At 50.8% G+C, this 23,894-nt stretch carries 24 protein-coding genes and 1 riboswitch; of the genes, 1 reads left to right on the top strand and 23 read right to left on the bottom strand.

What is annotated here, in order from left to right; all coding sequences use genetic code 11:
* Positions 1-60: 60 nt before the first annotated feature.
* From atpG to AC6B99_RS15030, 22 genes are all read right to left on the bottom strand, one after another.
* A complete protein-coding gene (gene atpG, locus AC6B99_RS15135) occupies positions 61-924 on the bottom strand; it encodes an ATP synthase F1 subunit gamma (protein WP_056036784.1) in 864 nt (287 codons plus the stop codon).
* 156 nt (positions 925-1,080) lie between these two features.
* Entirely contained in the window at positions 1,081-2,595 is a 1,515-nt protein-coding gene (atpA, locus tag AC6B99_RS15130; RefSeq protein WP_056036781.1) for a F0F1 ATP synthase subunit alpha, read from the bottom strand.
* Positions 2,596-2,610: 15 nt separating this feature from the next.
* Positions 2,611-3,159 (bottom strand): F0F1 ATP synthase subunit delta, encoded by a 549-nt coding sequence (locus tag AC6B99_RS15125; RefSeq protein WP_056036780.1) that lies wholly within the window; start codon positions 3,157-3,159, stop codon positions 2,611-2,613.
* Positions 3,156-3,638, bottom strand: a complete 483-nt coding sequence (gene atpF, locus AC6B99_RS15120) for a F0F1 ATP synthase subunit B (protein WP_056036774.1) — start codon at positions 3,636-3,638, stop codon at positions 3,156-3,158. The genes AC6B99_RS15125 and atpF overlap by 4 nt, the downstream gene beginning before the upstream one ends.
* An 89-nt stretch (positions 3,639-3,727) precedes the next feature.
* Positions 3,728-3,940: a F0F1 ATP synthase subunit C gene (gene atpE / locus AC6B99_RS15115; protein WP_056036771.1), complete on the bottom strand. Its 213-nt coding sequence runs from the start codon at positions 3,938-3,940 to the stop codon at positions 3,728-3,730.
* Positions 3,941-4,025: 85 nt separating this feature from the next.
* The gene (gene atpB / locus AC6B99_RS15110) at positions 4,026-4,784 is read right to left on the bottom strand and encodes a F0F1 ATP synthase subunit A (RefSeq protein WP_056036768.1); all 759 of its coding nucleotides are present in this window, start codon (positions 4,782-4,784) and stop codon (positions 4,026-4,028) included.
* Between the two features lie 22 nt (positions 4,785-4,806).
* Positions 4,807-5,175 (bottom strand): ATP synthase subunit I, encoded by a 369-nt coding sequence (locus AC6B99_RS15105; RefSeq protein ID WP_056036765.1) that lies wholly within the window; start codon positions 5,173-5,175, stop codon positions 4,807-4,809.
* Entirely contained in the window at positions 5,168-5,401 is a 234-nt protein-coding gene (locus AC6B99_RS15100; RefSeq protein WP_494860962.1) for an AtpZ/AtpI family protein, read from the bottom strand. Before AC6B99_RS15100 ends, AC6B99_RS15105 begins: the two co-directional genes overlap by 8 nt.
* Positions 5,402-5,590: 189 nt before the next feature.
* Positions 5,591-6,739, bottom strand: a complete 1,149-nt coding sequence (gene wecB / locus AC6B99_RS15095) for a non-hydrolyzing UDP-N-acetylglucosamine 2-epimerase (RefSeq protein ID WP_056036762.1) — start codon at positions 6,737-6,739, stop codon at positions 5,591-5,593.
* A gap of 39 nt (positions 6,740-6,778) precedes the next feature.
* Positions 6,779-7,408: a uracil phosphoribosyltransferase gene (upp, locus tag AC6B99_RS15090; RefSeq protein ID WP_046231319.1), complete on the bottom strand. Its 630-nt coding sequence runs from the start codon at positions 7,406-7,408 to the stop codon at positions 6,779-6,781.
* Between the two features lie 122 nt (positions 7,409-7,530).
* The gene (locus AC6B99_RS15085) at positions 7,531-8,634 is read right to left on the bottom strand and encodes a UCP032817 domain-containing protein (RefSeq protein WP_494860965.1); all 1,104 of its coding nucleotides are present in this window, start codon (positions 8,632-8,634) and stop codon (positions 7,531-7,533) included.
* A 196-nt stretch (positions 8,635-8,830) separates the two neighbouring features.
* Positions 8,831-10,078: a serine hydroxymethyltransferase gene (glyA, locus tag AC6B99_RS15080; protein WP_172455458.1), complete on the bottom strand. Its 1,248-nt coding sequence runs from the start codon at positions 10,076-10,078 to the stop codon at positions 8,831-8,833.
* Between the two features lie 131 nt (positions 10,079-10,209).
* Positions 10,210-10,833, bottom strand: coding sequence for a TIGR01440 family protein (locus AC6B99_RS15075; protein WP_496663637.1), 624 nt, complete (start codon positions 10,831-10,833; stop codon positions 10,210-10,212).
* A gap of 75 nt (positions 10,834-10,908) precedes the next feature.
* Positions 10,909-11,361, bottom strand: coding sequence for a ribose 5-phosphate isomerase B (gene rpiB / locus AC6B99_RS15070; protein ID WP_056036754.1), 453 nt, complete (start codon positions 11,359-11,361; stop codon positions 10,909-10,911).
* Between the two features lie 154 nt (positions 11,362-11,515).
* A riboswitch (ZMP/ZTP riboswitch) is annotated at positions 11,516-11,596 on the bottom strand.
* A gap of 97 nt (positions 11,597-11,693) precedes the next feature.
* Entirely contained in the window at positions 11,694-12,272 is a 579-nt protein-coding gene (locus AC6B99_RS15065) for a low molecular weight protein arginine phosphatase (protein WP_496663636.1), read from the bottom strand.
* 125 nt (positions 12,273-12,397) lie between these two features.
* Positions 12,398-12,943, bottom strand: a complete 546-nt coding sequence (locus tag AC6B99_RS15060; RefSeq protein ID WP_056036750.1) for a manganese efflux pump MntP — start codon at positions 12,941-12,943, stop codon at positions 12,398-12,400.
* Between the two features lie 246 nt (positions 12,944-13,189).
* Positions 13,190-14,263, bottom strand: coding sequence for an L-threonylcarbamoyladenylate synthase (locus AC6B99_RS15055; RefSeq protein ID WP_496663635.1), 1,074 nt, complete (start codon positions 14,261-14,263; stop codon positions 13,190-13,192).
* Between the two features lie 744 nt (positions 14,264-15,007).
* Positions 15,008-15,760, bottom strand: a complete 753-nt coding sequence (gene spoIIR, locus AC6B99_RS15050; RefSeq protein WP_494881088.1) for a stage II sporulation protein R — start codon at positions 15,758-15,760, stop codon at positions 15,008-15,010.
* Positions 15,761-16,226: 466 nt separating this feature from the next.
* On the bottom strand, positions 16,227-17,312 hold the full coding sequence (locus tag AC6B99_RS15045) for a N5-glutamine methyltransferase family protein (protein ID WP_496663634.1): 1,086 nt from the start codon (positions 17,310-17,312) through the stop codon (positions 16,227-16,229).
* Positions 17,313-17,464: 152 nt separating this feature from the next.
* On the bottom strand, positions 17,465-18,535 hold the full coding sequence (gene prfA / locus AC6B99_RS15040; RefSeq protein ID WP_046231406.1) for a peptide chain release factor 1: 1,071 nt from the start codon (positions 18,533-18,535) through the stop codon (positions 17,465-17,467).
* A 189-nt stretch (positions 18,536-18,724) separates the two neighbouring features.
* Positions 18,725-19,825: a redox-regulated ATPase YchF gene (ychF, locus tag AC6B99_RS15035; protein ID WP_056036739.1), complete on the bottom strand. Its 1,101-nt coding sequence runs from the start codon at positions 19,823-19,825 to the stop codon at positions 18,725-18,727.
* Between the two features lie 159 nt (positions 19,826-19,984).
* Positions 19,985-20,974 (bottom strand): hypothetical protein, encoded by a 990-nt coding sequence (locus AC6B99_RS15030; RefSeq protein WP_496663633.1) that lies wholly within the window; start codon positions 20,972-20,974, stop codon positions 19,985-19,987.
* Positions 20,975-21,117: 143 nt separating this feature from the next.
* Here AC6B99_RS15030 and AC6B99_RS15025 point away from each other — a divergent pair, with 143 nt between their 5' ends.
* On the top strand, positions 21,118-21,261 hold the full coding sequence (locus AC6B99_RS15025) for a hypothetical protein (RefSeq protein ID WP_172455457.1): 144 nt from the start codon (positions 21,118-21,120) through the stop codon (positions 21,259-21,261).
* Between the two features lie 148 nt (positions 21,262-21,409).
* Here AC6B99_RS15025 and AC6B99_RS15020 read toward each other — a convergent pair whose 3' ends face one another.
* Positions 21,410-23,758, bottom strand: a complete 2,349-nt coding sequence (locus AC6B99_RS15020; protein WP_496663632.1) for an S-layer homology domain-containing protein — start codon at positions 23,756-23,758, stop codon at positions 21,410-21,412.
* Positions 23,759-23,894: the final 136 nt, after the last annotated feature.

Below are 23,894 nucleotides of genomic sequence, written 5' to 3'. Positions count from 1 at the left end.
CTTCTTGTTACTAGCCGGCAGAGCAGCCTCTCTCAGGCTTCTGGCGGCGTAGTGTGTTACCTAAGATTGAGCATTTGCTCCTGCAACGATCTCGGAAATTTCCTGTGTGATTGCCGCTTGACGAGCACGGTTGTACGTAAGCGTCAAATTGCTGATCATCTTCGTCGCATTTTTCGTCGCACTGCCCATAGCCGTCATCCGGGCGCCGAACTCACTTGCCTTGCCGTCCAGCAATGCGCTGTAAATAAGCGTCTCCGCATATTTAGGCAGCAATGCCTCCAGCACGCCTTCCGGCGATGGCTCGTATTCGTACGCTGCTGTTGAAGCTGCGCTTCCGTCTACCGATTCAAGCGGCAGCAGGCGCATTTCCGTAGGAATTTGGGTAATGGCATTAACGAATTTATTGTAATACACATACAGCTCGTCAAAAGTGCCGTCGGCAAATTTCTGAACGGCTGTTGAAGCTACGATCTTGATATCTGCAAACGTAGGAGCATCCGGAAGACCCGTTACTTCTTCTACGATCGGCATATTGCGACGGCGGAAATAATCCCGGCCCTTCTTGCCGATGACGAACAATACGAAATCATCGTTCGACTTATGCTTGCTGCGAATCGTGTCCGTTACCTTACGAAGCACGTTGGCGTTGTAGCCGCCTGCCAGACCGCGATCAGACGTGATGACAAGATAACCTGTCTTTTTGATCGGACGGGTTTCCAGCATCGGGTGTTTAACGTCTTTCGTGCCAGCAGCGATGCTTGCCACAACTTCCTTCAGCTTTTCTGAATACGGGCGGGATGCCTGTGCAGCTTCCTGCGCTCTTCTCAGCCTGGAAGCCGCGACCATTTCCATCGCCTTCGTAATCTGCTTCGTATTTTGTTTGCTCTTGATTTCGCGTTTAATATCGCGCATACCTTTAGCCATTTGGTTTCACCCGCCTTTGTTGCCTCGCAGCTCTCCTGTACGCAAGCCCGGATAGAGCCGCACAAGCTATAAGGGATGGCTGCGAAGCCTAATGATTGGTACGAGCAGCATATATAAGAACTTAGAGGAACCTATCGTTCCTCTCAAGCTCCAAAATTAAGCCGATACGGCAAAGCTTTTCTTAAATTTGTTGATCGCATCAACAAGGGCTTTCTCGTTATCAGCAACCAGATCCTTCGTATCGCGGATCGAATTGCCGATTTCCGGGTGATTGGAATCGAGGAACGCCAGGAATTCTTTCTCAAAGCGCAAAATGTCGGCAACCGGAATTTCATCCAGATGACCTTTAACCGCAGAGTAGATCGAGATTACTTGCTTCTCAACCGGCATCGGCTGGTTAACGCCTTGTTTCAGAATTTCCATTGTGCGAGCACCACGGTTTAGACGGGCAAGCGTTGATTTATCAAGGTCGGAACCGAATTGCGAGAACGCTTGAAGCTCACGGTATGCCGCAAGGTCAAGACGGAGCGTACCGGCAACTTTTTTCATCGCTTTAATTTGTGCAGAACCGCCGACACGGGATACCGAGATACCAACGTTAACCGCTGGACGTTGACCGGAGTAGAACAGGTCTGCTTCCAGGAAGATTTGACCGTCAGTAATCGAAATAACGTTCGTCGGGATGTAAGCCGATACGTCAGAAGCTTGAGTCTCGATGAAAGGCAGGGCAGTCAAGGAACCGCCGCCTCTTGCATCGCTCAGCTTAGCTGCGCGCTCAAGCAAACGGGAGTGAAGATAGAATACGTCACCTGGGTAAGCTTCCCGACCCGGTGGACGGCGAAGCAGCAAGGAAAGCTCACGGTATGCTGCCGCTTGTTTCGACAAGTCATCGTAAATAACGAGTACATGCTCGCCTTTGTACATGAAGTATTCGCCCATCGAGCAGCCTGCATAAGGAGCCAGGAACAAGAGTGGAGCTGGCTCGGAAGCGCCCGCAGTTACAACGATTGTATATTCCAAAGCGCCATGACGGCGAAGCGTTTCTACAACGTTAGCAACAGTGGATTGCTTTTGTCCGACAGCGACATAAATACATTTTACGCCATTGCCTTTTTGGTTGATGATCGCATCAATTGCGATAGCTGTTTTACCTGTTTGACGGTCGCCGATAATAAGCTCACGTTGGCCACGGCCAACTGGAACCATTGCGTCGATCGCTTTAATACCTGTTTGCATAGGCTCATGAACCGATTTACGGTCGATAACGCCTGGAGCTGGAGATTCAACCGGACGGGAATGCTTCGTGTTGATTGGACCCTTGCCGTCAAGCGGCTGTCCAAGCGGGTTCACGACGCGGCCCAGCAGCTCTTCGCCAACTGGAACTTCCATGATACGGCCTGTACGTTTTACTTGATCGCCTTCACGAATGTCCTTGTAAGGACCGAGAATAACGACACCGACGTTGCTTTCTTCAAGGTTCAATGCCATGCCGACAACACCGTTGGAGAATTCGAGCAATTCGCCTTGCATCGCATTTTCCAAACCGTGAACGCGAGCGATACCGTCACCGATGCTAATAACGGTGCCAACATCCACGACTTGAATTTCGGATTTATATTGTTCGATCTGCTGCTTAATCAGCGTGCTGATTTCATCAGGTCTGATACTCAATTCGCTCACCCCTATCTACAGTGCTTTAGATTTTAACTGTTTTTCTAACCGTTCAAGCTTGCCGGACAAGCTTCCATCGTAAAGGCGGTCGCCAATGCGGACCTTCACTCCACCCAGTAGGGCAGGCTCTACGACTTGCTCAGCAATAATAGTTTTGCCTGTCAATCCGCCAAACTGTGCTGCAACCTCTGCCAGTTCCGCGTCATTCAAAAGACGAGCTGTATATACCGTCGCATGCGCTTGCTTAAGCACATCGCCTGCGATTTTTGTAAATGCTTCGTAGATTTCCACAATTAGCTCCTGACGCCCGCGCACAAAAACCAGCTCCAGCGTATTCAGCAGCAATTCGGAAATGCTTCCGCCGAAAGCGGCTTTAAGAACAGCCAGCTTCTTCGAAGCATCAATATTCGGATAGCTTAGAAATTTACGGATTTCCAAATCTTCTCCAAGCGTTTGTGCAATAGCTTGCAGCTGCTGCTCTACCTCAGAAATAATGCCGCCTTGCTGTGCAAGCTCGAACAACGCTTTGGCGTAGCGCTTCGCTACCGCTGCGTCCCGGCTCATTTGCCGCTTACTTCTTTCAGGTATTGATTAACAAGCTGCTCTTGCGATTTCTCGTCAACTTGCTTCTCAATGATTTTCGAAGCGATTTGAACGGAAATACCGCCAACTTCAGAACGAAGTGCTGCAATTGCCTTGTTTTTCTCACTTTCGATGTCTTTAAGAGCATCATCTTTCAAGCGCGACGCTTCTGTCTTAGCAGTGTTCACGATCTCATCGGCTTGCTTGCTGCTTGTAACTCTTGATTGCTCAATAATTTCATAAGCCTCTTTACGAGCCTGCTCAAGAGCCGCTTTCTGCTCAACCATTTGCTGCTCAGCTTGCTTACGGCTGGATTCAGCTGTATTCATCTGTTCAAGCACGAGTTGTCTCCGTTTCTCCATAACGCTGAGCAGCGGACCGAATGCGTACTTGTTCAGCAACCAGTACAATACTAGAAAAGCTACTATCGCATATACTGTCGATTCCCAATGCCATCCCATTAAAGACACTCCTTTCCTACCACAAAATTGTCTAAATCACAACGAAGGCGAAGAGGGCTAGGCCTTCCCCGCCAGATGCGTGTTTTGAATTATTTAAAGAATGCAAGGAAGCCGATAACTACGCCGATAATCGGCACAACTTCGACGATACCTACACCGATAAACATTGTTGTTTGCAATTTGCCTTGAAGCTCAGGCTGACGAGCGATACCTTCAACTGTTTTGCTGACGATCATACCGTTACCTACACCTGCGCCAATTGCGGCCAAACCAACTGCCAATGCTGCTGCCAATACTTCCATTTTAAAAATCCTCCTCAATAATATCTCGTTTTGGTTTTGTATTGCTGACCTAGGGGGTAATTAAATCCTAGGCATAAAGCTTAAATTAATGGTCTTCCTCGTGAATTGCAGCCTGTGAAATGTACACCATCGTAAGCATAGTGAACAAGAAAGCCTGAATCGCACCGACAAAGATACTAAATGCTTGCCAAGCAGCGAGGAACGGAGTTCCGATAACTCCCAGCATCAATATGGTCGAGATCAGCACTTCGCCCGCATAAATGTTGGCGAATAGCCGTAGTGCCAAAGTTACTGGCTTCGAGATTGTCTCGATCAAGTTGATCGGCAGAAAAATTGGGAACGGATGGAAATAGTGTTTCACGTAATGCTTGCTGTTCAATCTCACGCCCAGATAATGCACGAGGATGAATACGATCAGCGCCAGACCAGCCGTTACGGAAAGGTCAGCCGTTGGCGATTTCCACCAAGCCAGCTCCAAATGTCCACCCTTCTCCTGAAGCAGCTCCTCTGTAATACCTAGTGCCGGGTAAGCGTGATGGACATCCGTCACGATACCGAAAGGCAAACCAAGCAGGTTGGAGATGAAAATAAACATAATCAACGTCATACCCAAGGAAATGAAAGGCTTGACGCGGTTAAGCGGCATTGCGCTGGAAATCAGATTGTGAACAAATTCGACGACCCATTCCAAAAAGTTTTGCATCTTGGAAGGGTTGTCCACCGATAAATTGCGCACAGCAAGTCTCGCCACAACAAAGGTGATGATGGCGGAAACCGTTATCGCAATAAACGTTGAAATGTCGATCTGTAGCGATCCGAGCTGCCACACCGGAAATTCATGCATGTAAAATTCTCACCCCTTTCCACTAAAGTTTATTTCTATTATGAATATAAGCTGCTACCAGAAGAATAAAAGGCATAACCATACAGCCAATTAATGCGGCTGGCATGCTGAAGTCTTCCGGAAAGCGATAAGCAACCATGGCAACCAGCAGCACCATAGCGATGCGGCTTCCAAGTCCCATACCCATTCTGCGAGAGGTTCCTCCTGCTGCTTTAAGCGTAATCATTTCCACTCTGCGCCTCAGTAAAAACGCATTCATGAAACTCGCTGCAAGACCCAGTAGAAGACCGAGTGCGGCTGTTCGCAAGTTCGGCATAAACGCCCAGACAAGCAGACATACACCCATCACGAAGAGCAGTGACCTTACTGCAGTGTTCATTATTTTATCCATCGGCATCCTCCATTACCTTCTTCACAAGCAGAATGCCTGAGAGAAGACCGACAGCCAGACCGACCAGTATGCCTCCAACCGTCCAACCCGAACCTCCGCCAAAGCGTTTACCGAGCGACGATCCGAGAAAGTACCCTAAAAAGATACAAATAGCGACTTGCAGTCCGAGTCCGCCGACAAGACCTGCGGCAAACAGCGGATTGTCTCTTCTGTTCTTTTTATCCATGGCCCATACCCCTGTCAATCCTCATTTATTTTATCCAAGCGGCGCAAGGTTTGTCAATTGATAATCCTGTATAGTTTTACTGTACAGATTGCCCAAAAGCCAGTCAAATCAAGCCCTCAGAGCCGACAAAACCATACAGTACAACTGTATGCTGTGCATTGCGCCGCTATTTATAAGACCATGTGTAAACTATGAACGTTGTGTGAACGGATCGGGACGCTCAGAATTTCTTCCAAAATGATGCAGCAAAGCTTGCACGATACGTGTCGAAGCTTGTCCATCACCGTATGGATTTGCCGCATGGCTCATCTTTTCATACAAGGAAGCATCGTTCAGCAAGGCGCTGGCCCGGCTGTAAACAACCTCTTCATCCGTACCTACAAGCTCAAGTGTACCCGCCTCAATGCCCTCAGGACGCTCTGTTGTATCGCGCAGCACCAGCGTTGGCACTCCAAACGAAGGAGCTTCCTCCTGCAGGCCGCCGGAATCGGTCAAAATCATGTAGGCATGTGGATAAAAATTGTGGAATTCGAACACATCCAGCGGATCGATAAGCTGAATACGCGGATGTCCGCCGAGAATTTCCGTTGCCGGTTCTTTGACGGCTGGATTCGGGTGAACGGCATACACAATGGCAATATCTTCATGCTCATCGGCAATGCGTTTTACCGCACGGAAAATATTGCGATGAGGCTCGCCCAGCGACTCGCGGCGATGCGCCGTCATCAAAATCATCCGTTTGCCTTTCGCCCAGTCGATAACCGGATGAGCAAAGGAAGGATCAACCGTGTACTGGAATACGTCCGTTGCCGTATTGCCCGTAACATAAATGGTCGATTCCGACTTGTTCTCCTTGAGCAAATTGCTTGCCGACCAAGAGGTTGGAGCAAAATGCACATCGGACAACACGCCTGCAAGCTGGCGGTTCATCTCTTCCGGGTACGGGGACAGCTTATTCCAAGTCCGAAGGCCCGCTTCCACATGGCCAACCTGAATTTGCTTCAGGAAAGCCGCGTAGCTGGCAAGGAACGTCGTCTGCGTGTCGCCATGGACAAGCACGATATCCGGCTTCGCTTCCGTCAAAATCGGATCAAGGCCCTCCAAAACGCGCACAGTCGTTTCCGTTAGCGTCTGGCGGTCCTTCATCACATTCAAATCATAATTTGGCTGGATTTCAAAAAAATCTAGCACCTGATCGAGCATATGACGGTGCTGCGCAGTTACGCAGACGATGGATTCAATATCGTCCGAGTGCTTGTTCAGTTCGAGAACAAGCGGCGCCATCTTAACTGCCTCCGGGCGCGTACCGAAAATAGTCATTACTTTTAATTTGGACAAAACAATTCACTCCTATAATCTGCTTGCGCCAGGCAGGCGCTAATTGGTGCCGAACATGCGGTCGCCCGCGTCGCCAAGACCTGGAACAATATAGCCCTTCTCGTTCAGACACTCATCAAGCGCAGCAATATAAATATCGATGTCCGGGTGCGCTTCCTGTACTGCCTTCACGCCTTCAGGCGCGGCAATTAGACACATCAGCTTAATATGCTCGCAGTCGCGTTTTTTGAGCGCAGTAATAGCCGCGATTGCGGAGCCGCCAGTTGCCAGCATCGGGTCTACAACAACGAGCAGACGATTCGGAGCATCCGTTGGCAGGTTGATATAATATTCCGTTGGCTGGAGCGTTTCATGATCGCGGAACAAGCCGATATGGCCAACCTTCGCAGCAGGAATCAGCTTCAAAATGCCTTCTACCATGCCAAGGCCGGCGCGCAAAATGGGAACAAGCCCCAGCATGCGTCCCGATACGACCTTCGATGGCGTCTCAGCAACCGGCGTCTGTACGGTAATCGTTTCAAGCGGGATGTCCCTTGTAATCTCATATGCCATTAATGTTGCTACTTCATCAACCAGTTCCCGAAAATCTTTCGTATTCGTATCTTTATTCCGAATAAAGGTCAGCTTATGCTGGATTAACGGATGGTCGCAGATGACCAATTTGCTCATGGAGCGTTATTCCTCCTGTGTGATAACTTATTTCTGTATCAGTAGACACAATCCCGTATATTATAGCATTGTAAAAGGCCTGTTGCATCCTGTGATTTTTCTCTTTGAAAAATCGTCCGTTTTTAGCTGCTGCAGCCACCGCCACAGCCTCCACCGCCGTCTCCTCCACTGGAGCCTCCGCAGGAGCTGGATGAATCGCTGCCACTATCATGGCCACCGCTATCATGACCCCCGTCAGAATCATGACGGTCATGTGTGGAGCCCAAGCCGTCACAGCCGTATGTCGAGGAGCCGCTGCCATTCGCTTCTCTCTGGGCCTTTGTCTGCGCTGCATTCATCTGCTCGGCAAAATCATTAGGAGATGAAGCGGAGATGGAGTGGAAAATGAGCATGCCGGACAGCATGCCCGTCGCTCCGATTACAGGATCATAGCCGCCCTTCCAGGAGGAAGAGGCGCCTACCGGATAAGGCTTAACTTGCTCATCATCGCTATTATGAAGCTGCGATTTCAAGCGCCACAGCAAATAATCGATCGTCTTCTGCATATCGGGATAGGCCCCAGCGGATTTGGCATTAAACCATTTTTCCGTCAATGCCTGCTCGGATTGCCCGGCAAACTCATCCGCCCAATCGCGAGGAAGCGGCGTCTTAAAAAATGCGCCCCACACCCGTCCGCTTGCCGGCGTTTGCTGGAAAAGCTCGCCGTATACCCAGTCAAACCAGGCCCGGCCATCGACATTTGGGCGCTCATTTTCGGCATGCGGAGCATGATGAATCAGCCCGCCGCAGAAGGCAGTGCAAAACTGCTCGTACTCCCGTGTAAACATGAGCATTTCATGCCAAATGACATCGGCCCTGCTGCTATACATCGGCACGCCGCGCAGCAGGCCGCACATTAGGAAGAAGCGCTTCAGCTCGAAGAAGGTCCATTTCCATTCCTTATCGGACAGACTCGGCAGCTGCTTGAGCACGCGATCCTTAATCCGGCTTTCAAAGTCACTCGTAAGGGCGGCCTCAAGACGTTCAGCAGCTGGACGGGCAGGATGCTCGTAAGGCACGCCTAATGCAAGCGGCGGCTCCTCAGACGGCCATGAAGCTAACGACAAGCTTCGCTTGCCCGGCGAATGGCCAGTATCATTTCTTTTTCGCGAACGATTGGATTGAGTTATGCTTATGATTACCAGGAATACAACAAAAATCAGAACGACAAGAATCGTATTGCTCATGGTTGTACCATCACCCTCCAATTAGCATAGTCTGTACTATTGTAGCATGCCGAATGGATTTTCTGCATATTATATCTACCATAAATGAATAAAAATTCCTTTTAATAACGTGACGACAGCCCTCAAACGCTTGTTTACACGCAAAAATACCGCATAGAGGCCGAGGCCCCATGCGGCATTTTTCAAAAGTTAAAAATTAGTATTTCAATTCTGGATAAAGCGGATATTGCGCAGTCAGATCGCGAACGATTTGACGGGATTTTTCAAGCGTCGCCTCATCCTTTGGATTTTTCAGCGTTACAGCGATCACTTCGCCGATCACTTTCATCGCTTTCTCATCCATGCCGCGCGATGTCGCTGCAGGTGTTCCAAGACGGATACCGCTAGTAATGAACGGGCTAGTTGGATCGAAAGGAATCGCGTTTTTGTTAGCTGTAATACCGATTGAATCCAGTACGTGCTCCGCCTCTTTGCCTGTGATGTTCAGGGAACGCGTGTCGATCAGCATCAGGTGGTTGTCTGTGCCGCCGGATACGATGTTAATGCCTGCTGCAACGAGTGTATCGGAAAGAACCGCCGCATTTTTCACAACATTTTGCGCATACGTCTTGAACGATGGCTGCAAAGCTTCGCCCAGTGCCACTGCTTTAGCAGCAATAACGTGCATCAAAGGACCGCCTTGTGTACCTGGGAATACCGCTTTGTCGATCGCAGCTGCCCACTCTTTACGGCACAGGATCAAGCCGCCGCGAGGACCGCGAAGCGTTTTGTGCGTTGTCGTTGTAACGAAATGCGCATGAGGCACTGGGCTCGGGTGAAGACCAGCAGCTACAAGACCTGCAATATGAGCCATATCTACGAAAAATAGTGCGCCTACATCGTTGGCGATTTTAGCCATTTTTTCGAAATCAATAATGCGCGGGTACGCAGATGCACCAGCTACGATCATGCGAGGGCGGTGCTTGAAGGCCGCTTTGCGAACTTCTTCATAATCAATCGTGAAGGAATCTTCATTTACACCGTAGGCTACGAAGTTGTAAAGCAAGCCGGATGCATTAACCGGGCTGCCGTGCGTCAAGTGGCCGCCATGAGCCAAATTCATGCCCAGTACCGTGTCGCCAGGCTTAAGCGCCGCCAAATAAACAGCCATGTTCGCTTGTGCGCCGGAATGCGGTTGTACGTTGGCATGGTCTGCGCCAAACAGTTCTTTTGCACGATCGCGTGCGATATCTTCCACGATGTCGACATGCTCACAGCCGCCGTAGAAACGTTTGCCTGGGTAGCCTTCTGCATATTTGTTCGTCAAAGCAGAACCCAATGCTTCAAGCACAGCTTCGCTTACGATATTTTCCGATGCGATTAGCTCGATGTTATCGCGTTGACGCTGCAATTCCAGTCCCATTGCTTTCAAAACTTCCGGATCTTGTTTACGTAGATTTTCCATTATAAATGCCTCCTTAGTTGTGTGTGCTTGTTATATAGATAAGGATTAAGCATGATAGACTCGTCAGATATTTGTTCTACGGGTTACATGCTCCATCCGCCAATAATAAAATCTTTATAGAATGCTTGCGATTAATCGCATGTCCCAGCTGATTGCTCCGGAGACAAGACAACAGCATCACGGCTGTCTGCCACACCGTCCAGCTCATACACCGCTCGTACACCGCCAATAAGCTTTGGCCGCGTAACCGCCATCGTGACATGCGCCTCGCCAATGCTGCGAATCGAAGGCCGCACCGGAACCGCCACTCTGCGCAAATGCATACCGATGAAAGTATCGCCGATATCTATTCCAGCATGCGCGGCTACCGTCTCAACGAGACAGGCATCGCTGATATGCCGATACGCATAAGCCGCCATAGAGCCGCCCGCCTTCGGAACGGGAATCGCCGCAACCTGCTCTAGTCCGTAACGTTCAGCCGCTGCACGCTCGATAACGAGCGCGCGGTTCAAATGCTCGCAGCATTGATACACCGGATAAAAACCAATATCGCGGCGCACAGCCTCCACTCCAGCGAAAATTTCCGCAGCAGCTTCCAGCGTGCCTGACGTCCCGATGCGATGGCCCAGCACCTCGCTCGTACTCGTGCCGATGACGAGAAGCTGTCCAGCCCGCAGGCTGCCCGCTGCCGCAAGCTCGCGAACGACCGTCTCTACTGCGCTTGCTATCGCTATCGTTTCCTCGTTTGCTTCCATAGCAGGCGGCCTCCTTGTCTAACTAACCGTATCCATGCAAGCATGGAACAAAGCCTTCTTACTTGTTGATTTAGCTTAAGCGTTATATTTTTGCTCGATTTGGCCTACTTTATGAATGCGTCCCGCATGACGCTCGCCGCCGGAGAATGGCGTGTCCAGCCAAATACGAAGAATTTCCTGTGCAACCCCCGGTCCAATGACCCGCTCGCCCAGTGCAATCACATTCGTATCATTATGCTCGCGCGTCGCTTTGGCGGAAAATAAATCGTGCACCAGCGCGCAGCGGATGCCTTTAACCTTATTAGCGGCAATCGACATGCCAATGCCTGTTCCACAAATGAGAATACCGCGATCCACTTCCCCGTTTGCCACCTTTTCTGCTACAGGCAGTGCATAATCCGGGTAATCGACCGATTGATTGCAGTCGCAACCGAAATCTTCAATTTCGTGACCAAGCGATAGCAGAAATGGTACAATTTCGTCCTTCAGCCGGTAGCCGGCATGATCGGCGCCAATGGCAATTTTCACGTATAAACCTCCTCCAAAGTATGACGATGCTGCACTTGCAATGATACTTGCGGCGCTCGGCACATGAACTCCGCTTCCGCAATTCGGCGCTTTTATTATACCTAAATTTGTCCTAAAAGACGAAAAAAGAGCATGACATGCTCTTCAGCATGCTGCTCTTTGCCCAGGCGACCGGCCGTATGTTCCGATGCTCCACCGTGGTTACCCACTTCCGTCGCCAGTCACATCGGAAACCGTATATCTGTACTCATCATAGCCGAATTTTTGTGAAAAATCAATCGGTTCCGCGCCTAAATTCGCGCTTTTACATTTGCGCTGCCACAACCATTCGCTTATTCCTGCTTTAACCGCAAGAGCAGCTGCTGCAAGCAGCTACGAATTTCCTCGGCGCAGCTTTTGTAATTACCGAGTGTTCCGCCAAACGGGTCTATAATATCAAAGCTTGGTATACGGCGCTCCAACTCCAGCAGACGATTGCGTTCGCCATCCGTCAGCTGCTGTCCCAGCGTCTGCTTCATGTGCAGCTCCGTATACAGCCGCTCCAGTTCCTTAATGTCTGCCAGTACGCCCGTATCTTGATTGACATACTCTTTGAGCGTGTGCGCTTTATCAACGGCTTCTGGGAACCATTGGAGCAGTCCTCTTTTGTGGCTGGCGGTCATCGTCAGTACGAGGTCAGCCCATTTTACCGCTTCTGCTGTCAGCGCGCACGAAGAGCTCTGATGTTCAATGCCATAACCGCGCAGCACCTCTGTCGCATGGCCGGAAACGGCCAAACCGTCAATGGTCGAGATGCCTGCCGAACGCACTTCTACTGCTACACCCTGCTGGCCCACCATATTTTTGAGCATCGCCTCCGCCATCGGAGAACGACAAGTATTTCCCGTACAAATGAACAAAATGTGCTTCACGCCGCATGCCCCTTTCTATGTGTATCAAGCGTAAACGGCTGATGCCATCCTTTGATGGCAAAGCTTCCGTTTCGCGATGAAATATAAGCCTATTTATACATGTAAACTTATAAATTCTTATATTTTCAGAAAATAAACATTATACCGAACACCAGCAGCACCGCGCCGCCGCATGCTTCGCCATAGCCGCCTAGCCTATGGCTGACTCTTCTTCCAAGCAGCAATCCCATAATCGACATTAAGCTGCCAAAAAAACCGAACAGCAGCACCGTCAGCATCAAATCAGCTGCGAACATGCCGAGCGTAACGCCAACGGAAAAAGAATCAGCGCTGACGCCCAGCGCGAACAGCAGCGTTCCCCAAATGGTGCGGTAATCAAAGGCTTGCACATCTTCTCCCCGCAAGGAGCTATAAATCATATGCCCGCCGAGCAGCACCAGCAGTACGCCAGCAGACGCAGTCGCTACATGACCAAGCAAGCCGCTGACGAAGCTCCCAGCGTACATGCCCCCGAGCGGCATAATAATATGAAAAATACCGATAATAACACTTAATCTTATTATATGGAGCCAGCGAATACCGCGCAGCCCAATTCCAATTCCTAGCGAAAAAGCATCCATGCCAAGTGCAACCGCCATAAGCAGCAGTGTAATAAATTGCCCTCCAAGCATATGGCTACTCCACAAAATGATCTCCCCCCACGTCCGCAAACACTCTTAACCCAACATATGCGGCAATGGGGACAAACATACTATAGCTTGTTTAATCGGTCTTGGAGATATTCTTACCCTTGTAAAGCGCCAGGCAAACCGCAAAACTTGAGTCAAAAAATCGCATGACAGGCACGACCGGTATAACCGGCACGAGCTTAATTTTACTAGTGAAAAAATAGTTCGCCGGCTTAAGCTGGTCTTGTCTTATACCTGATGGGTGCGATGACCGGCTGCCTTGAGCAGCCGATTCATAAGTGCGGCTCCGATACCATCTGGCTCGCAGCCTTCTGCCCAAATTCGCTGAACGCCAGCAGCATCAAACTGCCGCAATGCTGCATACAGGCGGTGCGCAGCCTGCTCCAGCTGCTGCCCGCTCCCGTAGGTCAGCACGAGAGCGGAGCCGTCCTCCATAACAGCGGCCTGCTCATCGAATACAAGAACGCCTGCTTTCAGTCCGGCGTTCACGGCTTGCGACACCTGCTCCTGCATATAAGCAACACGATTGGCGGCTGAGCTTCCTTGTACGACGCTTAGCTCGCCCTTCGGTGCATAATGCGTATATTTCATGCCTGGCGAACGTGGCGCAGATAGCTCCTCCACGGCCGACTCAGCTTCCGCAGGTGCGTCAATTTCCGCTTGCGGCGCCGCTTTGCACAGCTGCTCCACCGTTACGCCGCCTGGGCGCAAAATGCGAAGCGCCTGTTCGCCCGTCAGTTCAATGACGGTCGATTCAAGGCCGATGCCTGTAGCGCCGCCGTCGACAATGCCGCTGATCCGGCCGCTGAGGTCTTCAGCCACATGCTCGGCGAGCGTAGGGCTTGGCCTGCCCGAACGATTAGCGCTTGGCGCGGCAACCGGACAGCCCGCAGCTGCAAGGAGGCGCAGCGCCACCGGATGGGAAGGCATCCGAACGCCAACAGTGGATAAGCCAGCCGTTACAAGCGGCGACACCGCTCCCGGCTGAACGGGAAGCACAAGCGTAAGCGGTCCTGGCCACAGCTGCTCCATCAATTGCTTCGCAAGTGCCGAGTAAGGCAGCACCAGCTCATCAAGCTGCGAAATCGTTGCGATGTGAACAATAAGCGGATTATCGGAGGGGCGGCCTTTGGCCTGAAAAATCTGCGCCACCGCCTCCGAGCTGCGAGCATCGGCACCAAGCCCGTATACCGTCTCCGTCGGGAAAGCTACAAGCTCTCCACCGCGAAGCAGTTCTGCTGCTTCCGCGATAGACGCCTCCGCATATTCATCCGTCATGCGCCATACCTTCGTCGTAGTCATCTCTATCCTTCAATCCTTGCTCTGTTATAGTCATCCTTCTAGTCTGTATACTCCCGTAAGTATACCATACGCTTGGATAAAAACGGAGCCAGCAGCATAACCGCAGCCCGCGGATGCTCACTGGCCCAAATCTGGCTATTAGCTGTTGGATGCTAGGGTGTGTATGTAAATCTGAGCAGCTCTGCCACTCCTTGTTCAGAGCTTAATCGTGGCCAATCCCATCTGGCGATTCGAAGCCTGAGAACCGTGGGCCTGAGAACCGAAGCATGCGATTGCTACTGAGACCCCCTGTAGCTCTGTGACTCTTGTTGCTAAGACCATTGTTGCTAAGACCTCATAGCTTGGGAGCTTGAGAGTTCGGGAGTTCGGGAGCTCGGGTGCTTGAGAGCTCGGGAGCTTGGGTGCTTGAGAGCTCGGGTGCTCGGGTGCTCGGGTGCTTGAGAGCTCGGGTGCTCGGGTGCTTGAGAGCTCGGGGCGGGGCGCTCATTTCTTTTTTGAGGACTGAGATTCCGCTATTTTGGCTTTTCAATCCATTTCAAGCCATAAGCGGACAGGAAATCCGCTATCGTCCTCATTTTGTCGTCAAAATGGCTAGTGGCATCGCATTAGCTGCTCCTGAGTCCGCAACCTATGCCTTAACCCGTAATTCTATTAAAATAGCGGCCGCTGTGTCCGCCAAGTCTAACTTTGTACAGGGATTAAAGCTCTGAAATGAAGAGTATCGAGCTGGCTTGTATACACGCCCTAAGCAAACAGGCTTTGCATCCAAGCAATCAGCTTTTGCAGTATTTCCCAAAGGAAAAACTTTGCTTCCGGCGCTTCGCCTTCCGCTTTGCTAGGAGCAGAATCCTGTTTGGCATGGACAACATCGCCAGCATTTTCTTTTTGTGCAGATGCCTTTTCTACAGAAGCTTTCGCTTCTTTCGATTCTGCCTTGCTTGCTGCATTTGCTGCCTCCACCTCGCCATCGGCGGCTACCGCTTCGCCGGAAGCTGCGTCGATGAAGCACAATGGCGGGAACAGCACGCACCACCAGTTCTGCCCCTTGCCTTCGCCTAGCGTAATGAGCAGCGCTTCGTAGTTGCCAGCAGGATATACTTCACTTCCGTACATTTTAGTAGGGAAAGGAACTTGGCCAAGCTCAATGTGAAACGCATAATCAAAACCCCGGCTGCTCAATACTTTGCCAACCAGAAGCTCCATCTCGCCCATATGCTCGCGCATCGTGGCACGAGCTTCTTCTATCGTCTGCGGTCCAGTTACCCAGCTGTTCATTGCCTCGACCACAGCATCACGAACGACACGTTTAACTGCCTGATCGGCAGGAGCGTCGGAATTAGCCAGTATACGGAGCCTGATCGACTCCTCCGGAATATGACTGCCAGCTACAGCGGCATCTACTTTTTGCAGCTCCCAGCTCATTACAAGTACAGCAAGCACCACCATAATAAGAACGACGGATCTACGATAAGAAATACGGGAATAATTGCGGGACATACACAAGCTCCTCTCGATGGCACCCGTCGGTACCTCTGCTTGCGTTCCGGAACGTATCTATCCGTAAGTATGTCCGCGATTCCCGTTCTATAAACCTCAAAACTATTAAATTTTAATAGACAAGCGTAATCGGCCATCGCCGCCCTTTGGCAGTGCTATTCAGTCCGAGAAATAAAAGAACAGTAAGGAAAATATACACTTTCTTATATTTCAAAAATAAACAGCCCTTGCGCTATTTTATTGTGATAGCCCTCTAGCAATTTTCGGAGCTGTTCGCTCCTGCAGGAGCGAACTTGCAGTATGCTGATGCACACTCGCGGCATGCAGAGCACTTGCAGTATACTGATGCACACTCGTGGCATGCAGAGCACTTGCAGTATGCTGATGCACACTCGCGGCATGCAGAAGCAGCATGCAGAAGCAGCATGCCGCAGGTGTGCTTCACAAGGGAGATTATTCATCCTGCCTAGCCGTTGGTACGCACCGCAATAACATGGCGGTCAATGCCGCCATAATCTGTAATCGTCCGTACCTCGTCCCACATATCCGCTTTCCTTAATAGCTCCGCCACCGCTTCCGCTTGGCCCATGCCCAGCTCGAAAGCGACGATGCGCGGCATTTGCCTCAGCAGCGGCAGCTGCTCTACCATGCGGCGGTACGGGTCCAGCCCATCCGCTCCGCCATCCAGCGCGAGGTGCGGCTCGTAATCCCGCACCTCGCGCTGCAGACCCGGGAGGTCATCCGCCGGTATATACGGCGGATTAGATACCAGCACATCGACGCGGAGGTCTACCGCGCCGGGTGCCTGGGCTGCGGCGGCGCCGCCCGTTCCGATGAACGGCGCCAGCAGGTCGCCCTGCACGAACGCCATGCGGCCCGCCGCTCCATGGCGGGCCGCATTCGTGCGGGCGACAGCCAGCGCGTCCGGCGAAAGATCGGACGCGCATACGCGCCAGAGCGGACGCAGCACAGCCAGCGTCACGCCGATGGCGCCGCTGCCCGTACCGACGTCAAGCACCGTCGGCCGCGCAGCCAAGCCCTTAGCCCGGTCAGCCGCTATCGCTGACCCTTCCTCCTGCTCCGCCTGCTCGCTGGCGATATTGCTCGCAGCGGCAACCCCCGCCTCGGCCGCGCCTTCCGCTGGCGCACCCTCTGCTTCCGCCTGTGCCGATTCCGGCCACAGGCGATCCGCCGCCTCAAGCACAGCCTCGACGAGCAGCTCCGTCTCGGGCCGCGGAATCAGCACGGCCGGCGTAACCGCAAACGGCCTGCTGTAGAACCACTGCTCGCCGATGATATATTGCACCGGCTCGCCATTCCCTTTTCGCCGAGTGAGCTCGTCCCATGCCGGAGCCAGCTCGCTCGGAAAAGGATCGCCCCCGTCGCGCAGCAGCTCCATGCGCCCAATTCCCAGCAGATGCTGCAGCAGCAGCTCCGCATTATTGCGCGGTTCCTCGACGCCCTGCCCCGCCAAAAACGAAGAAGCCTGCAAGCAGGCTTCTCTAATGGTACAAGGCAGCAAAACCTTCCACTCCTTGCTATTGTCGCCCATGTATCCAACGTCCCTTTCTTTACTTCCCTAAATGCCCGCCAATAAAACGCATAGCCGCATAAAAGGCAGGGTCTCCAAGCACAGATGCTCGAAAATCCTGCCTCTTCACGCAGCATGCCTGATCTGGCAGCTTACTTGGGAAAGCACTTCAGTTAGTTCAGTTCTCTCTCCATAATGTCGGCTTGCTCAGCAATCGTCAGCGACGAAATAATTTCCGCCATATCGCCGTTCATAACCGAATCCAGCTTATGCAGCGTAAGACCAATACGGTGATCCGTCACACGGCTCTGCGGGAAATTATACGTGCGAATCCGCTCACTGCGGTCGCCCGTTCCGACTTTGCTTTTACGCTCGCCGGCATATTTCGCTTCTTCCTCTTGACGCTGTACATCGACAATACGCGCACGCAATACCTGCAGCGCTTTGGCTTTGTTCTCATTTTGCGATTTGCCGTCTTGGCAAGTTGCCATAATGCCCGTTGGTACGTGAAGCACCCGGACAGCGGATTTTGTCGTATTAACCGACTGGCCGCCTGCGCCGCTGGAGCAGAATGTATCAACCCGGATATCCTTGTCGAAAATCTCAACTTCCACTTCCTCAACCTCCGGCATAACCGAAACGGTCGAAGTGGACGTATGAATACGGCCGCCTGACTCCGTTACTGGAATACGCTGTACCCGATGAGCGCCGCTCTCGAATTTCAGCTTGCTGTAGGCGCCTTTGCCCGTAATCATGAAAATAACCTCTTTAAAGCCGCCCAAGTCATTTTCATTAAAATCCATCAGCTCTACACGCCAGCCTTGCGTATCCGCAAACTTCGTGTACATGCGGTACAGCTCATAAGCGAACAAAGCCGCCTCATCGCCGCCAGCAGCGCCGCGAATTTCCACGATAACGTTTTTGTCATCGTTCGGATCTTTCGGCAGAAGCAAAATTTTAATTTTCTCTTCCAGCTCTTCCTTGCGGTCAGACAGCTCATCAATCTCCATCTTGACCATCTCGCGCATTTCATCATCCAGCTTCTCGCCCTGCATAACCTTCGCATCGTCCAGCTGCTCCGACACTTGTTTATATTCAGTATAAGCTTCATAAGATTGTTGCAGATCGGACTGCTCCTTGGAATATTCCCGCAGACGCTTCGGATCACTTGCTACATCTGGATCACACAGCAGCTCACTCAACTTCTCGTAACGATCAGCCAGTGCTTGTAAACGGTCCAACACCATCATTCACCTCTGTTATCACACTTTGATACTCCATTATAACATATGCGCAGCATTCTATCGACAAGCGAATTACTGCCGCCGCGCCCAGTTTTCTACTTTTCCGCTTGTTAAGTTCGCATACCTAGACGAAGGAGCCTCCGAATCCGCTTAAATAGCAGACCGAAAGCTCCCTCTTCCGTGAAAAATCTAAACGTTAAAGCGGAAATGTATAACATCGCCGTCTTTTACGACATAATCTTTGCCTTCCAGGCGAACCTGGCCACGCTCTTTCGCCACGTTCATCGAACCGGCAGCAGACAAATCGTCAAACGATACGATCTCGGCGCGAATAAAGCCACGCTCAAAATCCGTATGAATAACGCCAGCTGCCTGCGGCGCTTTCGTTCCGCTGCGAATCGTCCAAGCGCGAACTTCCTGCACGCCTGCCGTAAAATACGTATAAAGGCCAAGCAGCTTGTACGCCGCACGAATCAGACGGTTAAGTCCCGACTCCGCAAGGCCAAGCTCCTCAAGGAACATCGCCTTGTCTTCGCCTTCCAGCTCGGCAATTTCTTCCTCAACACGCGCGGAAATGGGCACCACTTCTGCATTTTCAGCAGCAGCGAACTCGCGAACTTTATTAACGAATTCGTTATTGTCCGTGTCAGCAACTTCAGCTTCGCTCACATTGGCTGCATAAAGTACAGGCTTCATTGTCAGTAAATGAAGATCGCGAATGAGCAGCTTCTCATCCTCGGACAGCTCCAGGCTGCGCGCTGGCATATCATTGTAGAGCGCCTCTTTTACACGCTCAAGCACTTCAACCTCTTGCACAACTTTTTTGTCGCCGCCCTTGAGATTTTTGCGGGAGCGCTCGATTTTTTTATCAACGGAATCAATATCCGCCAAAATCAGCTCTAGATTAATCGTCTGAATATCGTCGATCGGGTCGATTTTGCCCGCTACATGCGTAATATTCTCGTCTTGGAAGCAGCGAACGACATGAACAATCGCATCGACTTCACGAATATGTGCCAAAAACTTGTTGCCAAGTCCTTCGCCCTTGCTCGCGCCTGCTACCAGACCGGCAATATCAACAAACTCAAATGCTGTAGGCACGATGCTTTTCGGCACCACAAGCTCAACGAGCCTGTTCAGACGCGGATCCGGCACCTCTACAACACCAACGTTAGGATCAATTGTACAAAAAGGATAGTTAGCGGATTCAGCACCCGCTTGCGTAATTGCATTAAACAAAGTCGATTTGCCGACATTCGGCAAGCCTACGATACCAGCTTTTAAAGCCATGCGTAAAGACACCCCATTTTCCGAAGTAACAAGCTCTCGTCATTATACCCGATGCGTATAAACAATAAAAGGGCGAGTTCGCTTACCCGCTTAGCAAAAGGCTCCTGCTGTGGTGCTGATACACCCCGTTCCAGCCAGCGTTCGGGCAAGAGCATTAAATTAGAATCCGTATTCAAATTCATATTTGCTGTTTATTTCTTCCCATAGCTTTTGTCCGATTTCCGCCGGTTGATCCCCACCCGTTTGTAAAACAGGGTGCATCGAGCCTTCTACTTCAAATTTCCCATTGTTCATATTAAGGATAGCATACTGCCCCATGCTGTTTTTCTTTAAAAAAATAATGTACTTCTGCTGGGATGCCATCTCATTGTAGCCTGCTGCCTTCACTTTGGTTTTTATGCCATCGGCTTCTGTAATGATGCTAACAGGTTCAACGATTTCCATCTGCTTCGCATCTGCCCATTCAGCTGGCTGTTTAATGATTTTAAAAATCTCCACTTGTGACAGGGTATAAAAATCCCGCAACGTTCCATCACTGTAGTAGGCGGAATTCTGGTCACGCTCATCAAAAGAATGTATAGGTGCTCCAATAATAATCAGATCTGCCGCTTGCTCCAAAGCCTTTAATGAGTCATATACCTCATATCGTACAGACATCTCCATTTCCCGCATTTGGTAGATAGAGATATCCGCGGAAACCATGAGCTTTTCCAGTGGCTCCACTTCATTAATATTCGTTATTTGGTAGGAGCTTAGCTTATTTTTGGTTTTATTGGCATTATAGATCGTGACAAAATACCCTCTATAAATCGTAACGCCAAAAGCGCGGTTGCCATCTAATTCAATAATCATCGAATACTGGTCCTTTTTGGCTCTTCTCAGATCAAGCTCATTGGATTTTTTAAATTTCATTTTCGCAAAAACAGCCATGATTTTATCGATTTCTTGCGGGTTCGTTATCCTTTTTTCTTCCCGCTCCGCTGTCGTAGCTGATGATCTGACTAGCTCAATGGCTGTAATATCTGCTTCACCGACTGAATCTAATACGGCTTTTTGAAACGTCGTATATTGCGACGCCATATAGAGCGCAGCTGCAATTACAACAACGATAACCGCAGCTACAAGCCTGATAAGCGTGTTCTTTTTCAAAATAGAAAGCTCCTTCCCTTAAAAATTTATTATGCTTGTACAATTCCGTTTCACAGCCTCCTCATGTCCTTTTTTCACGCATGCTTCAGAACGCTTCGGTCATACTATAGCTGGGGTTACCCGCAGTCAGGAGGTGAAGCGCCGTGGAAAACAACACTCACAAAGGCAATTACAAAGGCACAACGAAAATGCATGCGAAAAATCAGGACATGGCATTCGTAAACGATAACATTAAGGATACGAAATCCGTCTCCAACTTCACAGACAAGAAGAAAAAAACCGACTAACCACCCCTAAACCCATCTATTCTTCCCGTAAAAAAGCATACGGAAGAGCCTCCAGCCACTTAACTGCCTGGCCGAAGGCTCTTCCGTTGTTCATTGCTGCCCTTAGGCAATGCCTCGAATTGCTGAGCAAGGGATAGCCTTTCAGCTCTTAGTTGCGAATCGGTGCTTCCTTCAAATCGGCCCGCGTTTGCAGGTAACGGAAAAATGCCGTCGCCGCCTCGGCCCGCGTCACTTTACGTTCCGGAAGGAAGCTCCCGTCCGACAGAGACATAATGTTGAGGCCGACCACGATTGCCGCTTGGCCTTTTTTCTCTGTTTTGTCCGCATCTTTAAAATTAATATTGAACAGCTGGTCATAATCCGCCAGCGTATTGTAGCCCAATGCCCGCACGATCAGCTCGGCCATTTCCTCACGGTCAACCTCGCCCGCCGGATTAAAGGTGCCGTCGCCAATATCAATCAGATTTTGCTCAAGCGCGCTTTGGACATATACATAATAGCCTGAGCCCGCCGCTACATCGCTAAAAGCCGCACTACCCGATTCAGCATTCGCCATCACAATCGGCCCTCGGCCGCTGTTCATAGCAAGCACTAGCATTTTAATCAATTCGCCGCGTGTCACAATCGCATTTGGACGCACCTTGCCATCCTTCACATCCAGCGCCTTGTAGGCAACCATCAGTTCCAACTGCCGCTGCGCCCAGTGGCCTTCGACATCGAGCGCCTTAGGCTTCTCGAGCGCCGTAACCTCACCACTTTCGTGATTCCGCCATTGCCCGCTTTGGGCATCCAGGAATACGGATTCATCAATCGCAGCCGGCACAAGACGGTAAACAAGCTTCACATCCGTCTTGCTTTCCACCTGCTCGGAATCCAGCTCGCCGGCCGCCAGCATCAGGTTGTATTTATCAATAGGGATCGGCTGGCCTTGCAGGGAATATTCCCGCTCTACATAATAAGTCAGCTCTGTACGATAGTAGGTGAGCCATTTTTCAATCGCTTCCGTTTTTTCAATAACCTTTGGCGCTTGCGCCGGGTAGTTGAAGGAAGCGAGCTGGGCGTCATACATCGTCACTTCATTCGTCCGGGCATCCACATTGACGTTGACCCGATCATAGGACACCGTAGCTCCCTGAATTTTGCGGACAAAGGAAATATAATAGGAATTAATCGTGCCTGCTGGCGCCTCACTGTACTGCTTTGGATCAGGCTTTACAACGTATAGCTGGTCAGCCGCCCAAGAAAGCTGCTTTTTCACCGTATCGGTTGCAATCTTCTCCGCCTGCTCGTAAGTTAATGAAGGCTTTACCGAAGTATCCCCGCCATCGTAAGAATAGGCATAATAACTGCGAATAATCCCCGTCTTGCTGTCCACAGTGGCCGATACAGAGCCGGTCTCTCTAGATCCGCTCTTCATCGTCCAATTGAGGTTCCAATACGATTCGTTATGGCCTGTTGTATCGTCGTTGTACTCATTGTAGCTCGAATTGGACAGCACAGCGCCTGTTGGCAGCTTGAAAGAAGACTCTACAAGCGCAATCGCCTGTTTGTCCGTCATATTGCCTGCTTTGGGCGCTTCGCCAAGCGCTGCTGGAGCAATTGGAGTAGCGGATACGCTGCTTGTCTGATCGTACAGCTTCTTAATCAGCGAGCCATCTAGTGCATCTATCGCCAGACTGCCCATCTCGTAGCTAAGCATTGGGGAACGCTGGCCTTGCGGGCTATAAGGCACAATGTATTGCAGCTCGGGCTGGGCAAGCTCACGGAGCTTGGCATTAGCCTCAGCTAGCGTAATGCGCGAGTCTGCTTTTGGAAACTGCAGCGTGTCATCCCATTGCAATTTATAATTAGTAATATGGCCTTCACTATCCACATCGAGTTCAATATAGTTGTCTACATAAGGAATATCATTAATGATTCGGTCATAGCGAATTTTATGGACAACCTCGCCTGTCAGTGGGGGAAGCACCTGGGCCCCGTATTCGGGATTGTAGCGCACCTGGTCTGCGTACGAAGCAGCAATTTGCTTCATGAAGGAAGCAGCAATATCCTGAGCAGCCGAACGCTCTACCTTGAGCGGATACGTCGGCTTGGAGCTGGCATTTTCTAAATAGGAGCTAAAAGCAAGCAACTGGCCGCCGTCAGCATCAATTTGCACATAAATGCTGCCCTTATGCTTGCCATTCACTTTCTTGACGAAATCAAGCCCCCACACATTGCGTTTGCCCTGCGCCAGCACAGTGACCGCCAAAGACGCGCCCTGCAGCGTATATTCCTTTGGAATGCTCACAAGCTCGCGCGCAAGCTTCTCAGCCTTATCCTTTGAAACCGATACATTCTCAGCAGCTTCCATGGAGCCCTCCCCGGAAATACGGTCTGCCAGATTAGCCTGGCGATCAATCGTCACGTTCGCTCCGTTTGCAAAAGCGGCGGTAGGCACACTGCTTGTTATCGCGACCAACGCAACAAATGCAATCAACCTTTTTTTGCTTCCCATCTCCTGCTTCCCCCTCCAATACATTCCTGAATATCCTATAGACGCCCAAGCTTTGAGGGAAGTTGCGTCTTTTGAAAGAATTTTTGCACAATAAAAAAAGAAGCCGCACACCGATGAACCATCGGCGATGCAGCTT

This window comes from Paenibacillus liaoningensis (genome assembly GCF_059609455.1).
The sequence above is the reverse complement of the archived record's forward strand: the minus strand, read 5'-3'. Positions and strand labels throughout refer to the sequence as shown.